The organism is Candidatus Zixiibacteriota bacterium (genome assembly GCA_018820315.1).
Lineage (GTDB): Bacteria > Zixibacteria > MSB-5A5 > JAABVY01 > JAHJOQ01 > JAHJOQ01.
In genome coordinates this window covers 1-14863 of the sequence record JAHJOQ010000148.1, presented here as the reverse complement: position 1 = coordinate 14863, position 14863 = coordinate 1, and the positions used below count along the sequence as shown (strand labels likewise).

The 14863-nt window shown below is 51.2% G+C and carries 12 protein-coding genes and 1 pseudogene; 7 read left to right on the top strand and 6 right to left on the bottom strand.

Annotated features, from left to right (window positions below; translation table 11 throughout):
• Positions 1-7: 7 nt before the first annotated feature.
• The 3 genes from KKH67_14475 to KKH67_14465 form a co-directional block, all read right to left on the bottom strand.
• Entirely contained in the window at positions 8-1858 is a 1851-nt protein-coding gene (locus tag KKH67_14475; protein ID MBU1320386.1) for a DASS family sodium-coupled anion symporter, read from the bottom strand.
• A 66-nt stretch (positions 1859-1924) separates the two neighbouring features.
• On the bottom strand, positions 1925-2782 hold the full coding sequence (locus KKH67_14470) for a response regulator (protein MBU1320385.1): 858 nt from the start codon (positions 2780-2782) through the stop codon (positions 1925-1927).
• Between the two features lie 18 nt (positions 2783-2800).
• Positions 2801-4477 carry an ATP-binding protein gene (locus tag KKH67_14465; GenBank protein ID MBU1320384.1) on the bottom strand — a complete coding sequence of 559 codons (1677 nt, stop codon included), beginning with the start codon at positions 4475-4477 and terminating at the stop codon, positions 2801-2803.
• 216 nt (positions 4478-4693) lie between these two features.
• On the opposite strand from KKH67_14465, the gene KKH67_14460 reads away from it, so the two are divergent.
• From KKH67_14460 to KKH67_14430, 7 genes and pseudogenes are all read left to right on the top strand, one after another.
• A complete protein-coding gene (locus KKH67_14460; protein MBU1320383.1) occupies positions 4694-5671 on the top strand; it encodes a sigma 54-interacting transcriptional regulator in 978 nt (325 codons plus the stop codon).
• 475 nt (positions 5672-6146) lie between these two features.
• Positions 6147-6810 (top strand): annotated as a pseudogene (locus KKH67_14455) (transposase).
• A 227-nt stretch (positions 6811-7037) separates the two neighbouring features.
• A complete protein-coding gene (locus KKH67_14450) occupies positions 7038-8714 on the top strand; it encodes an ATP-binding protein (protein MBU1320382.1) in 1677 nt (558 codons plus the stop codon).
• A gap of 59 nt (positions 8715-8773) precedes the next feature.
• The gene (locus tag KKH67_14445) at positions 8774-9322 is read left to right on the top strand and encodes a CBS domain-containing protein (protein ID MBU1320381.1); all 549 of its coding nucleotides are present in this window, start codon (positions 8774-8776) and stop codon (positions 9320-9322) included.
• Positions 9323-9350: 28 nt separating this feature from the next.
• Positions 9351-11384, top strand: a complete 2034-nt coding sequence (locus tag KKH67_14440) for an anion permease (protein ID MBU1320380.1) — start codon at positions 9351-9353, stop codon at positions 11382-11384.
• A 29-nt stretch (positions 11385-11413) separates the two neighbouring features.
• Positions 11414-11902 (top strand): response regulator, encoded by a 489-nt coding sequence (locus KKH67_14435; protein ID MBU1320379.1) that lies wholly within the window; start codon positions 11414-11416, stop codon positions 11900-11902.
• A 124-nt stretch (positions 11903-12026) separates the two neighbouring features.
• Entirely contained in the window at positions 12027-12233 is a 207-nt protein-coding gene (locus KKH67_14430; protein ID MBU1320378.1) for a hypothetical protein, read from the top strand.
• A gap of 128 nt (positions 12234-12361) precedes the next feature.
• Here KKH67_14430 and KKH67_14425 read toward each other — a convergent pair whose 3' ends face one another.
• The 3 genes from KKH67_14425 to KKH67_14415 form a co-directional block, all read right to left on the bottom strand.
• The gene (locus tag KKH67_14425; protein MBU1320377.1) at positions 12362-13963 is read right to left on the bottom strand and encodes a phage terminase large subunit family protein; all 1602 of its coding nucleotides are present in this window, start codon (positions 13961-13963) and stop codon (positions 12362-12364) included.
• A complete protein-coding gene (locus KKH67_14420) occupies positions 13866-14435 on the bottom strand; it encodes a hypothetical protein (GenBank protein MBU1320376.1) in 570 nt (189 codons plus the stop codon). The genes KKH67_14425 and KKH67_14420 overlap by 98 nt, the downstream gene beginning before the upstream one ends.
• On the bottom strand, positions 14407-14863 hold a 457-nt coding region (locus KKH67_14415), incomplete at its 5' end, for a hypothetical protein (protein ID MBU1320375.1). The genes KKH67_14420 and KKH67_14415, both read right to left, overlap by 29 nt.

The window sequence follows — 14863 nt, the reverse complement described above, 5'->3', positions numbered from 1 at the left end:
CTAAGTTCTAAGCAGATGGCAAACCAGCAAATCCGATTAGTGGCCAATAAAACATACTGAGCAGCAGCAAAACCGCAAATGATATCGCGACACAGATAATTCCGACCCGCAGGAAGTCTCTCGCCGAAAGTAAGCCGCTCGAATATACGATTGCATTGGGCGGAGTGCCTATTATCAGAAGATACGCAAATGACGATGCCGCTGCGGTCACGAGTCCCATAAATGGGACGAGAGTCGTTCCCGGCTGAGCAGCGGCGGCCATATTAAGCGTAATCGGTCCTACGGCTGCCGCAGCCGGGCCGTCGGCCATCAAGTTTGTCATACCGGCCGTAACTGCAGCTCCGGCACCGAGCAACACTGTACCCGTCTTGAGACCGATTGAGGCCAGCCACTCGACAATCGAACGAGCTATCCAGTATGCCGCTCCTGACGAATCAAGCACCCGACCAAAGATGATCGCTCCGGCATACAACCACACAACCCCCCAGTCGACTTTCTCCTGGTAATCTCGCCAGTTCACGACTCCGGTCAGAAGATAAGCCATGGCTCCTGCAACAGCGATTACACCTATTCCGAGTCGTATACCGGTCAGTCGCAGAATCAGCCCGCTCTCTGTCACCCACCCAATGAACATTATGAGGAATATCGCTATTGCCAGGATTTGCTTTCGGTTCCATCCGCCCATTCTGTCGATATCCGATTTGAGTGAGGCTAATGCAGGCTGCAGACTATGGATCTGAGGTTTGAATCTGTAATTTATAGTCAGCCATAGCAAGGGCATCATGATAATTACGAACGGTGCACCATAGAGTATCCATTGCCCGTAACCGATCGACAAACCAAACATATCTTCCATGTAGGTCATGATAATCACATTTCGCGCACCACCCGAAGGTGAACCGAATCCTCCGATGTTGCATGCCATTGCAATTGTTATCATGAGCATCTTTGCCAGCTCTTTGTCTTCGGGTACATTTCTGGAGAGGCTGTTATTGTACAGGATGATTCCTATCGGTAGGAAAATTGCAGCCAGAGCGTGGTCGGATATAAACGATGCCGCCGGAGAGATGACCAAAATCATAATCGCAGTCACCCATTTGACGCTCGGCTTTGCCAATGATCGGAAGATCAGAAGACAGATCCGTTTATCAACTCCCGTCTTAACAAAAGCCGCAGCAAACATGAGACTTCCCATTATGAACCAGCAGGCGTCTGACCAGAATAACTGAGCTACTTCTTCTCGCGAGACTATGCCTGACATAACAAGTATAAGACCAATGCAAAATGCCACACCTGGAAGCGGGATCGCCTCAGTCACAAAACAAATTACAACAAAGGCCACGAGTGCGATGCAGACTTTAAGCTGCTTTGCCCTCCTGTCAACCTGCTGCTGCTGTTCGGGGGTGAGCATGTTGTATGACAGCTTTTCTTGCCGCAGCTCCCGCCCGCGCAACAGCAACCCCTTGACATCTTCATCATCCATGCTCTCTATGAATGTGCGATATTTCTCCAAGTGTTCAGCTTGAACCTGGATACCCATTTTCTGCAAGTCTCGAGTCTTTCGCTTCAACACGGTCGCTTTGGAACTCGCACCCTGCATCATACACGCTTCAAGGGCCTGGGCGGTCAACATCTGCCATTGCTCCGTCTCACTGAAGGACTTCCCGAATAGCTCCTGTGAATAGAAGTCCAGGACATAGGTCTTCCCCATCTGGTATTCGACGGCTACATCAAGCATACTCGATGGTATCGGCAGCATCAGTATGATAACAAAGAGCGCGATCACGATGCCGAATCGTCTGAAGTCGACGTACCTATCATATGAGGAAGCCCTTGCTGCTGTTTTGTCTGCCATCATCATTCTCCGTTCGTGACACCGGTCTCGATTTCCGACCAAGTGAATCTCGTCTGCTCACGATGCTCTCTAGTCCGGATATCTTCTTCGAATCTCATCAATAAGTTCCTGCTGACGCCGCCTGACTGCATTTTGACGGTCCTCGTGCAATCTCCGAATTGTGCTCACCAGTTCTTCGATATCCGGCGGCTTCTTCAGATATTCGTTTGCACCGAGATTGACAACCTCCAGTGCCGTTTCCACAGAAGGGTGACCCGTCAGAACAATCACTTCCACACTTGGGGATTCACTTTTGATACGTCTCAAAACCTCGACCCCATCCATCCCGGGCATCTTAAGATCAAGTACCACCACATCCACAAGCTTCTCCTTCAGCAGCGCCAGAGCCCTTTCACCGTCATCAGCGGTCGTTACATCCATGTTCCGCCGCAATAGGACCTTCATCATCGAGTCCAGGAACTGAACCTCGTCGTCAACCAGCATCACTCGAACCGGAACGGTAAGGTCTGATTCCGTTTTTCGTTCATTGCCAAGCACTTTCTGAGTTCTCGCCTTCTCCACCGCACTGCGGATACTGTTCGCCAGGTCATCCATCTCAATCGGCTTGAACAGATAGTCAGCTACGCCATTCTTTGATGTGTGAAATGCATCCGAAATGGAGCCATATCCAGTAAGGAGCAGTATGGGTACACCGGGCAATCTCTGACGCATCTCCTTAAATAGCTGTATACCGTCTATGTCAGGCATTTTGACATCCAGAACTATGGCATCGTACCCCTGCTGATCTACTTTCTCCAGTGCAGTGATCCCGTTGGGGGCCACCTCAACATCGAATCCCCTTCGGCTAAGCGCTTGGGATGATGATACCAGGAACTCCTCCTCGTCGTCCACCATCAGGAGTCTGATCTTCTTCATCCTGTCGTTCATAGTCACCCTCTCATTCTCCTAGCCGTTCTTTGACGAATGAAACGGCAGAAGTATGTGTATCGTCGTTCCTTCACCGACTCTGCTGTCGGCTCTGATGCGGCCACCCCACGACTGAACAATCCCGTAACATACTGACAACCCAAGTCCTGTTCCCTTCCCTGGCGGCTTGGTTGTATAGAATGGTTCAAAAACGCGATCGAGATCCTGGGAAGCTATGCCCACACCATTGTCGGAGACATCGAGCTGCACATATTCATCCTGGCGATGTGCACTGATTGTGATTTTACCGCCAGCGGGCATAGCATCGATAGCGTTGTTTATGAGATTGATCAGAACCTGTTCCAGCTCTATCGGGTCGGCAAGCACGCGCGGGATATCACCGCTGATAGTGCAATCGATCTGAACGTTACGGACACTTGCATGACGATTTAGCAGATCGACTATCTCGGAAAGCCTTGGGACGATATCTGTCGGCTCTACAGCAGAGTCACTCTTTCTTCCAAACTGCAGCATTTTGGATGTGATGCCGGCACACCGCCGCACCTGCTCTTTGCATCGCTTGACCGAATCGCGAATCTCGTCACGCCAGGTTGGGCTGTTATCCGAGAGTTGAATCAGATCCGAGATGTTGGTATGTTCTGCGCTTATGATCGCCAGCGGATTGTTGATCTCGTGAGCCAGTCCGGTTGCCAATTCGCCTATCGATGCAAGTTTCGCCGAGCGCAGGAAAGCCAGCGACATCTCATCTCTCTCGGCTGTCGCTTTGTTGATCTGGCCGGTCAGATGCCATGTGGCAAAGAAGGTGGTCAGCACAAGCAGGAGTACCGCGAATGCAACGACCAGTGCTCCATATGCAATCGCCTTGTCAACAGGCGCCTGAATTGCTTTAACATCCTGCTCAACCCCGAGCATCCAGCGACCACCGTTTATCCATGCCGTCGCCCTGATCTTCTCGACTCCGTCCACATCGATGCGGCTCTGCCGCACGCCTCTGTGGTAACCAATCATCGGTTCCAGCTTCGAGTCAAGCAACGATCCGACGAGGGGCGTCGTTTGATAAGAGCCCTCACCGTTCACGATGTAGGCATAACTACCTTCTCCAAGTACCTCCGTCTCCACAAGCCTGTCGAATTGTTCACTGTTGATAGTTGCACGGAGCAGCCACGGTTTGTCTTTCGATGGCGCTTTAACAGCAATTATGCAGTGTGGCACCTTGCGGTATCCGAGGAACACATCGCTGATGTGGGTACCGGATTCCATGACCTCACGGAACCACTCAGCTTCGGCATAATTACGATCACGCAAATCGTAGGGGCCGACGTAGGCTGCGTGATTGCCATTGTCATCAATGATTCCCAGGTCAACAAAACCGGTGCTGCTGGACTGATTCAGATCGATCAGCAGTTTTGAGAGTCTATCGGACGATGCAATCTCCTTAAGATCGAAAGAGCTTGCGGCAAGCTCCAGAAGGTGGAGTTGCTCGGCAAGGTGTGATTCGATTGCTTTGGCGTGGCTCTCGACTACACTCATCATCAACTCGGATGATTTCTGTTCAAGCATTCCCCTGAAGACAACCCATGATCCAAAGCCAGCCAAAAAAAGTGGCAAGAGCGCGGCTGTCAGGAGTGCGAGTACAATTCTCCAACGGAGTCTCTTCGTGACGTTAAGTGCCTTTGAGTTCTGTCCTCCGCTCATGCCATTACTCCACACGCCTTTGTCGGTTCATTCCTTCCCAGGAATCCTGGCATTTTGCATGACAAAAAGCAATCCGAATGCCCATCTGACATAGATACTTGTAATATGTTGTATTGCAAGTGCTTATGTTTTGTGAAATATCTTGACATGAGAAAATATCTTGCTATAATGAAATGCTGTTATGTCATTCTGACATACTCAAACGAAGGATGCATAATGCCCGACAGTGCTTCATCCGATAACCGTCATTTCGACTCCGAGCCATTGTTCGAAGTCGCCCGAAGCAAGGCGTTCAGGAACACACTCAATATCGCACGCCGCGCGGCGAGGTTCAACTCGTCGGTTCTCATTTCGGGAGAAACGGGCGTGGGAAAGGAAGTGGTGGCGCGATTCATCCACCGGGAATCCGCCAGGGCACGGTATCCAATGATGGCTGTCAACTGCGGTGCCCTCCCTGAGACTCTGCTCGAAAGCGAGTTGTTCGGGCACAAGGCAGGTTCGTTTACCGGCGCGATTCGAGATAGAACCGGACTGTTCGAGCAGGCCGCGAGAGGCACCATTCTCCTTGACGAAATAGGAGATATAAGTCTCGCGACTCAGGTCAAGCTACTGCGTGTTCTTCAGGAAAGGGAGATACTCCGGATCGGAGAGAACATCCCCCGAAAGGTGGACACGCGCATAATCGCGGCGACAAATCGCAATCTGGATGATTCTGTCGCGCAGCACAAGTTCAGAGAGGATCTTCTTTACAGGCTCCGGGTCATCGAAATCGAGGTACCACCATTGCGTAACCGCCCGGATGATATTCTGCTTCTCACGTCGCACTTTGTCAGAGAGTTCTCAAGAGCATTGAATCTTCCGCACCTGACTATTGCGCCTGAATGCCTCGATTACTTCCAGTCGTATCTTTGGCCCGGCAATGTTCGGGAGCTGAGAAACGCAATCGAGCGCGCGGCGGTGCTAAGCGAGGATGGGATCATACGAGTGAAGAATCTTCCTCCGAGAATGGTATCGCCTGAATTATACACGGGGTCGGACATTGCCAAATCGCTGAGAACACTGGAGGAGGTGGAACTGGATCACATCAGAGAGGTGCTGCGGTTGACCGGAGGGAATCGAACCAAAGCAGCCAAGATACTCGGAATCGGTCTGTCGACTCTGTGGCGGAAACTGAAACCTACGGGACCCTCATGATCAAGTTCCTCTGCATTTCTGGAGCCGCTTGCCAAAGGCTTGTATTCAGCAATTGTTCTCGAATGCCCCTTCTTCAATCGAAAACGTGCTCGGGGTTCTCGGATTGTGGTGAGGCTCACGCTCAGGTGGCACCGTGGGGGCAGGTATTAGGGACTGTCACTTCGCTTTGAGAATTTCTGAAGTATGCAGATTTCACAGGCACACGCCGAACTATGAACTGTTGGCGGCACCTGATCTCTGCCGTGTCAACTGCCGCCTCACTGTCTCGAGGCGATTTCGATGCCGCAGCTCCGTCTCATTTCTATAGCGCGACAGCATTGAAATTCTCGTTGGGCGAATCAGTGTGCCTTATATAGTCCCCCATTCCCCATATTAAAGCCGAAGAATACTTTTCGTAGTTGCAATAACATGTTATTATACAAGAAATAACATTGGTTTATGGTGGACAGGAATTGGTCATTCAGAGGGTGAAAGCATGAAGATGGGTTTTGATGGAGGTATTAAGCTCGAGTTTCACGGTGCAAAGGTGACATCTGACGGCGGTCTCCTTGCTTACCGTGACCTTGATGACGCCCTTGGATTGTTCGACACCGTCTCTGCCGTTTTCTACGATGTCCGGACTGGATGAAATATCCAACATGATATGCCCACGCTTTTACGCCAATGGATTTATAGTCGTCTTGCTGGATATGAGGACGTCAATGATGCACAGCGTCTATCGGTTGATCCTGTCATGCGAGCGATCACGGGGAAAAAGGGCAAGGGCAATCACGCGGCAAGTGCTAATACGATAGGACGCTTCGAGACCGAGATGCTGGTCCAGAAGGAAGACATCGACAATCTGTCAGATATCAATGGCAGGTGGGTTCAAAGAACGATGGGCAAAACCACTCATCGACGAGTTATTCTGGACACGGCTCTCATGCAAGCATTTCGTCTCGAATCAGGTGAGGCTCTGGCTGTTTGTTCTGGCATATAATCTGGGAAACTTTCTTCGACGACTGGTTCTTCCCCGAAAAGTCAAGCACTGGTCTCTTCGCAGTCTCCTCGTGAAACTGATCAAGATTGGAGCGGAGGTTGTCAGGCACAGCAGATACATCACGTTTCAAATGGCAGAGGTTGCGATAGACAAGAAGTAATTTGCTGAGATATTGTCTCGGATTGAACGATTGCGATGCTATTCTATGTAATACGCCGCTTTTTGTTATGATTCAACGGATAGGTGTGTCTCATTGGCAATTTTGGATGCAATTATCATGATTATTCACAAGGAAAAGGCTATTTCGCGTGAGAATATACTTGCACGAAGAATTCGGAAGTAGTAATGTTCATTTGTCAATAGGATCAGGGAGAATTGTAACCATTCGTGAATTTGACATGGGGAACATCGGCTGATTACTACCGCGATCTAAGGCGGAAGACCATCCTGAGGCTCTCAGCAATCTATCTTAGTCCGGTAATACTTCTGACCGCGTACTTCGTTCTTCAATACGGCGCATTTATTTCAGAGACCGAGAGGCTTCATCTCAGGGCAATTGCAGAGAGTCAGGCGAACACTCTCGATCTTTTCATGACCGAGCGCCGGGTGAATTTATCCAACGTGATTGATAATCCCAAATTCCCGATTCCGCCCACATCCTCAAACATGCAAGATTACCTGACGGAGTTGCGCAGGATAAGCGAAGCCTTCGTTGATATCGGGTTCTTCGACTCATCAGGTGTGCAGGTGGCATATTCGGGTCCGTTTCCGTCACTGGAAAAGAAAAGCTACAGTGGCGAGAAATGGTATTCCGATCTGACAAAGGGCGAATCCAGCACAATAGTCACGGATATTTATCTCGGCTTTCGTCAGAAACCTCATTTTACAATTGCGGTGAGCAGGGTGACTTATTCTGGTGTGGTTGTCTTGAGAGCGACTCTCGATCCCGAGAGGCTGTACGAATACATAAGCTCCCTCAATGGTGCGCAGGAAGTTGTAACGTCAATCCTCAATCATCTCGGTGACTTTCAGTTGGTCGCGTCGAGTGTCGGCCGCCCGTTGGAAGCCTCACCGGTTCTGCCGCCTCAGGATCCTCGACAAGGTGCCGAACAGACACGGATCAATGGTTCATTATCCGTGTATGGTTACTCGTGGCTCCGTACAGTCGATTGGGTCCTGATTGTTCAACAATCTGCAGCCAAACAGAGCGGCCTGCTGTCCGGTTTTCGATTTCGAGTGATATCGGTTGCCGCAGTTCTTGTGCTGGCCGGCTTCTTTGTGATTGTCAATCGTTCACGGAAACGAGTGGAACTTCAAAGAGACTCAGATTCCAGTAGGGCTCAACTCAGTCACGCGGCCAAGCTAGCATCCGTGGGAGAACTCGCTGCCGGCATAGCACATGAGATCAACAACCCGCTGGCATCCATAAATGAAGAAGCCGGGTTGATGAAAGACCTCATGGATCCGAGTTTGGGAGAGCCTGTAAAACCGGAGGAACTGAAGCACTACCTGGATTCAATACAGGAGTCGGTCTTCAGGTGTCGTGATATCACGCGCAAACTTCTAGGCTTTGTCCGCAAGACTGACATTGAGCTGCGGCATCAGAATGTTCATCGGCTGATCGACGAAGTCGTCGATGGGCTGCTTGGTCATGAGCTGAGTGTCTCGAACATCAAGATTGTTCGAACTTACGCCACGGATATTCCTGAGCTTCTGACAGATGGCAACCAATTGGAGCAAGTGATTCTGAACATTCTAAACAATGCCATCGATGCGATGGAGGACAATCCGGGAACGATAAGAATCAAGACGAAGCGTGCCGGGAACTATGTGATGATTGCCATATCCGACACTGGCAAGGGGATGACGCTTGCACAATTGGAGAATATATTCATGCCGTTCTTCACTACAAAAGCGGTCGGCAAGGGGACCGGTCTCGGTCTGTCGGTCAGTTACGGCATTGTGCGCAATCTTGGAGGCAAGATCACCGTTGAGAGCGAACCCGGCAAGGGTAGCGAGTTTACTGCGGTAATTCCATTAGACTCAAAGTCAAATGGTCATTGATCTATAGAGGAGTATCAAATGCACAATGCATGCTCGTACGATGAAGGCAGGAGGTTTTCATGAAAACCAAAACCGTCAGAGATATAATGATCCCTTTGGAAATGTGCGCGGTGGTGTCACAGGAAGCCACTCTGCTGGATGCAATTGTCGCGATTGAGGAGGCTCAGGCTCGCCGGGACAGGAAGAGGCAACCCCTTCGGGCGGTGCTTGCTGTCGATGCCGCAGGCAATATAGTCGGGAAACTTGGTCAGTTGGCCTTTCTCAAGGCTCTTGAGCCGCGACGTGACTTCATGAAAGATACAAGCAGGTTGGCTAGCGCCGGAGTGACTGAGCAGTTCATGTCATCCGTCATGGATCACTATCGGTTCTTTCAGAATAATCTGTCCGACTACTGCAGGAGGGCTTCAAGACAGCGCGTCAAGGATTTCATGCACCCCGTCAGTGAAAACATAGACGAGAATGCTACTCTTGGCGAGGCGATATCGAAGATAATACAATGGGAATGTCTGTCTATTCCGGTTACCAGCGGAAACAAAGTGATCGGACTTCTACGACTTTCGGACTTATGCCAGGAAGTTGCCGAGAACATGAAGAACCTTTCGGAATAGATCAACGAGAGTTGATTGGAGTGAGCCAATGTCCAGACTACTGTTGATAGACGACGAAGAGAAATTTCGGACATCGCTGTCACAGCGTCTCAAGTTGCGTGGTTACGACACTGTCGAACTTAGCAGCGGTGAGGATGCTGTGAAGCTTGTTCGCAGTGATAAAGATATTGATGTTGTCATACTGGATCGCAAGATGCCGGGCATGAGCGGTGAGGAAGTTTTGATGGAGCTGAAGCGTTTTCGTCCGGAACTTCAGGTCATAATGCTGACCGGTCACGGAAGCATTAAGTCGGCGATGGAGACCGGTCGACTCGATGCCTATCGGTATCTGGAGAAGCCTTATGAATTCGAGAAGCTCATCCAGACTATAGATGAAGCGCGCGAGGATAAGATCCAGGTGCTGGCAAAGCACGAAATACCGCAGAGTTCCAAAGGTTCCACCTGGGGCTGGCTGAAGGGATCGCACAATTCGCGGCCCGGGGTGATCATCCTTGGAATCGTTCTGTTTGCGGCAATCGTTCTTGCACCGGCACCGGACCGGATGATGCAATTGATATCATCGCCCAAGGTAGGTCAGACAAGCGATCCTATACTTGGCTATTCCGGCTATACGAAGATGCAAGTTGGTGAGAATATCGCCGAGTACTACGGTCGTACCAGCAAACTTGGCTCGACACGAGTCGACAGTCAAGGTGTCAAGGTCAGCGAACCGCTGACACCGTCCGGCGCCTCATTTCGGGCCAGAGTCATGCTCGGCACGCTCTTGGTTGCGGCATTATTCTGGGCAACCGGTGCAATCCCGATCGGCATCACCGCCCTGCTCGTGGGGGCGTTCATGTACTTCCTCGGTGTGATGAAACCGGACGATATCGCGAAAGCGTACTCCAAAGATGCCGTGATTTTCATATTCGGCGTATTGGCAATGTCAACCGCCATATCGAAGACAGGACTCGACAGGAGGATTGGGCTTCTGCTGCTCGGGCCTGCGAAAAATCTGAAATTGCTTTTGTTTCTGGTTCTCCCAATGTTCGGGATGGCCTGCTCATTTGTCTCCGAGCATGCGCTAATCGCTTTCATAATGCCGCTATTCATGATGGTGTATGCCACATGTGTGCGCGCTGCGGGAGCCAAACAGGATAAGGCGCTGGCAGTGATGTTCGTGCTTTCGCTCTGCTTTGTTGCCAATTGTGGCGGACCCGGTTCACCTGCTGCCGGCGGGCGCAATGCGGTCATGCTCGGAATTCTTACCGATTATGGTGTGGCTCCGTCATTCGGAGAATGGGTGCAGTATGGGCTGCCCTTCGTGCCGGTGATGGCTCTTGTGATAGGGACTTACTTCTTCCTCATTTTCCGGAAGAAACTGAAGGTCGGCAATCTCGATGTCTCCTCAGTGGTCAAACAGGCAGCCAAGAAGATCGGTCCGATGAACCAGAAAGAGTATATCACAGCATTCGCTCTCGTGGGCTTGATCATCCTGTGGATTACGGCCAGTGATAAGCTTGGCATGGGCGGACCGGTTATCCTGTGCCTTATCGTGCTGAACATACTGCGAGTCCTTCGTTGGCGCGATGTTGCCAGAATTCCCTGGGATGTCGTTGCGCTATATGCCAGTGCATGCGCCTTGGGACAGGGGCTGGCTGTTACCGGCGCCGCACTCTATCTTGCGGACAGCTTTGTCAGCCTGCTGCCGGACTTCCTGCGGAGCGGCACGGGACTCGCGATTGCAACAAGTTTATTCACCGGTATCACGACAAACTTCATGAGTGATGGTGCCACGGTTTCGGCAATCGGTCCGATTACGATTCCGATGGCGACAATATCCGGCACAAATCCATGGATGATCGGATTCGCCACGGCGTTTGCGTCCTCCTTTGCGCACATGCTCGTTATCGGCACCCCCAATAATGCTATCGCTTTCGCGCTTGCAAAGGATCCGCAAACTGGTGAGCAATTGGTGACGCTGTCTGATTTCTTTAAGCATGGATTCGTTGTTCTGCTATTGTCATTTGCCGTGCTCTGGTTCTGGACATTTCTCGGTTACTGGCGTTGGATCGGATTCTAGGATGGTATGATCATAGAAAGAAGGTACGTATGTTAGGCAAGATAAGGCTCCTCATAGTGGATGATGAACTGAAGTTCCTCGATTCGATTGCGAAACGACTGGAACTTCGAGATTTCGAAATAACAAAGGCGACTAATGGCGAGCAGGCACTTGAAATCGCGCGCAAAGAGAGATTCGATCTGGTTCTTCTCGATCTGAAGATGCCCGGCCTCAACGGCAAGCAGGTGCTGGAAATCCTCAAGAAAGAACATAAGTATCTCGAAGTCATAATCCTCACCGGTCACGGCTCGCTCGATTCTGCGGTGGAATGCACGCGGCTTGGTGCGTTCGACTACCTGCCGAAACCATACGAACTGGAGCACCTCCTCGAAAAGCTCCAGAAGGCTTATGAAGCGAGATTGCAGAAGAAGTTCGAGGCCGATCAGGAGCGACTCGAGAAGATAGCTGAACTTGCGACCGGCAACAGCGCCCTGGGCATCCTGCGCGAATTGCGCAAACTCGATGATGAAGAGAAGTAGACGATTCTTTCCGAATCGGTGCATCGACTCGGCAGCATAAGCACTTGGAATTCGCGAATCGGTTGACTTTACTGCCGCACGCCGCTATCTTTGACTGTCAGTTCTGATCAAACATGAGGTGAAAATGGGGAAGATTATCAAAGTCAGATGTGATGGGCCGGGGAAATATGTCAATAGGGTCGATCTGGAGGCTGTGCTCGATACAGATGTTGTTCTTAGATCAACTGAGAAGAGAAAGGGATCAGATATAGCATGTAAGAGAACAGCAAGTTATTTTGCGAACAAATCATTTTGCCGCCTCGGTAGCCTGCCATTCGTACACAGTTCATAAAATCGTGCCAGTATTGAAGATTCAGGACTTTAGTCTGCGCCTTCTTCATCGTTTCGAATTGCTGATCTCGTCTTTCTTCGCTGAACTTCTCAGTTTCAAGGTTCTTACCACGTAGGACAGAATAAACACTAGTGCCCCCATGTGCCTGCCCTCAGTCGGTGATCGGATGCGGCGAGCCACGCGTAGGTGAATGCCAAGCTGAAGTGGTCCTCACCGGTGCGGACGTACTTGTATTTCTTAACGCCGGTCTCCTCGTTTTCCTCCAATATCTTCGCATCAGAGGCCATGTGCCGCGCAAACTCCTCGATGATCGGCTGATGACGCGGCAGAGTCAGTTTCTTCTCTCGAACAGCAGCTCTTGAGGCATCCAGCGCCTCGGTGCGATTCATTTGGACCGTGAAGGATTCGTTGTCCCACCTCGGTACTCCGCGCTGGCTCTCGTTGAAGAAGCAGAGGAAGACCTTCCCTCGATGTCTGCGTGCAAAGTCTCGTGTTGCATGAGTCTCAGGAAGCCCATCGATCACGCATCGCCATACGCGGAACTTCTCCATGATCTCATCCAGATCCGAGAAGTCATGACAAACAGCCAGATGAATCAGATGGCGCTTCTCGCGATCAATGCCGTCTTCTCTCAGAACAGTCACGTGCAGTTGCTTACCGGTATCAACACCCATAACGCAACTGCCTCGGTCGCAGCGCTCAAACATCGGAGAATCACCGCAGAGCTTGAGTACAGACATGATATCGAGACGCCTCTCGAGATCAGCCCAGGGAATGCCGATCTTGAGGTTGTAGAATCTATCGGGATACCGAGTAGTCTGGTACTCTGTGATGATCTCGCCCGGATCGATCTTCGAAGAAAAGAGCTGTGAGATACGGTATCCATGAATGGGCCGTCCCGGGAAGTCAGCAACCCACTCGCCAGCTGCTATATCGAGTTCCCCGCCACACTTGGTGCATGCAAGGAAGTAGGTACCGTCGCTTCGTCGTCGGATGATCTTAACATCCTGACCCAATCTCACAGGGAACTCTTTCACCGGAGCCGTCCAGTGCCCACAAGCCGGGCAACGCAAAGTCCAGTGCCTTTGGTCCGATTTCTGATACTGCTCATCGATCCCATATTCTGGCAAAGAGGGATTCGATAGTTCTATGATGCGCTTGTAATCCGAATGAGCCAGACGTTCCTTGGCCATCGCCTTGGCCGCGGGTGAGGTTTCATCCAACTCATCGAAGACGACCATGTCAGCGGGGACTGATTTCATGCCGACAGTCGATTGCATTCCTCGGAGGTACAGATACGAATCTCCGATTCTCTTCAATCCCGCAGTATCGGTATCGGTCATCATTTCAGAGAGGAAGGGATTGTCTGCAAGCAGCGGACTGACTCTGGTCTTTGAGAAGTCGAGGACATCGGTTCTGGTCGGAAAGAAGTAGACGACATTGAGTCCTGTGAGACATGCGTGCAGACTTCTGAGAATAGCCCATGTTGTGCCACCGATCTGTGCAGCCTTGCTCAGGACCACATATGGAGAGGTGTCGTCATATATAGCCCGGAGGTACTCGTGTCCCTCAAACCGGAAAGGGAGACCTTCCAGTCGTACACGCTCCACGGCCCACTCCGCCAGCGGATCACTAATTGCTCGCGTTGCCGGAGCCGCCAATTCCGGTACCCTTTTCTTCAGGTAGCGCTGCGAGAATGTGGCGACGGATACTATCCCTGGTCTTCTCATCCGTGACATACTCCTTGACCGCATCGATGAAAGTGTCGATCACACGCCTGATCTCAGCTTGTGACTGGGCGCGGATGGCTTCTTCGGTATCTCCAGTCTGAGACAGACCTTTAGCCAAGCGTTGTCCCTTCTGTGATCGCTCCAGGATGCCTGCGATGCGTTCCAGCTCCCTGATATCGGTGACCTTTGCTGACTTCAAATACTCAGCAAGGTTAGCCAGAAGCAACTCCCACATTCGATAGTGACGAACATTAAGCGTAACACGGTCGTTGGCGATCTTCTCGACAAACATCTCTGCAGCCCGCCGATCGATCTTCATCCTCAAGTCGTCCCAGTCTTCCTCCTTGCGCCACTTGCCTATGGTGTGTGGCTTGACATGGAGCAGACCGGCAAGCTCGGCATTGGTGTCTGTTTCTCCAGTGAGAAACATCCGCCGTGCTTCCTCACGAATCCTGGTGTGCTTCTTTCCCATTTCGTTCCTCTATGAAGTGTTGAGCAAGGTTTGAGAGGCCTCGTGCCTTGCGATCTCTGCCCGGTGTTCCGTCACTGGCCAACTCTACGGCTTCTTCTATGAGTCGCTCCTGATCGGGAGTCACCACAAACGTCATGACACGCGGCAGCACCTTCTCCTCCTCTTCAGCCTGCTCCTCCAACTGAATGGCTACCTCATCAGCAGGGAACTCCAGAAGCGCATGCAGTTCCTCGATCTGTCGATCAGATTCGGGCAGCAGACCTGCGAGATCATTCAGGCTCATTTCACCGAGCAGTTCATGGAGAAGTTGAGCGCGTCTGATCGGAGCATCCTGACCCTCAAGGCGGTTCAATGTAGCAAGCAGCAGATTCGCCTCTCGATCGTCGACGTCCCATACATCGCAGAGGGCTTCGACATGGCCCAGCTCC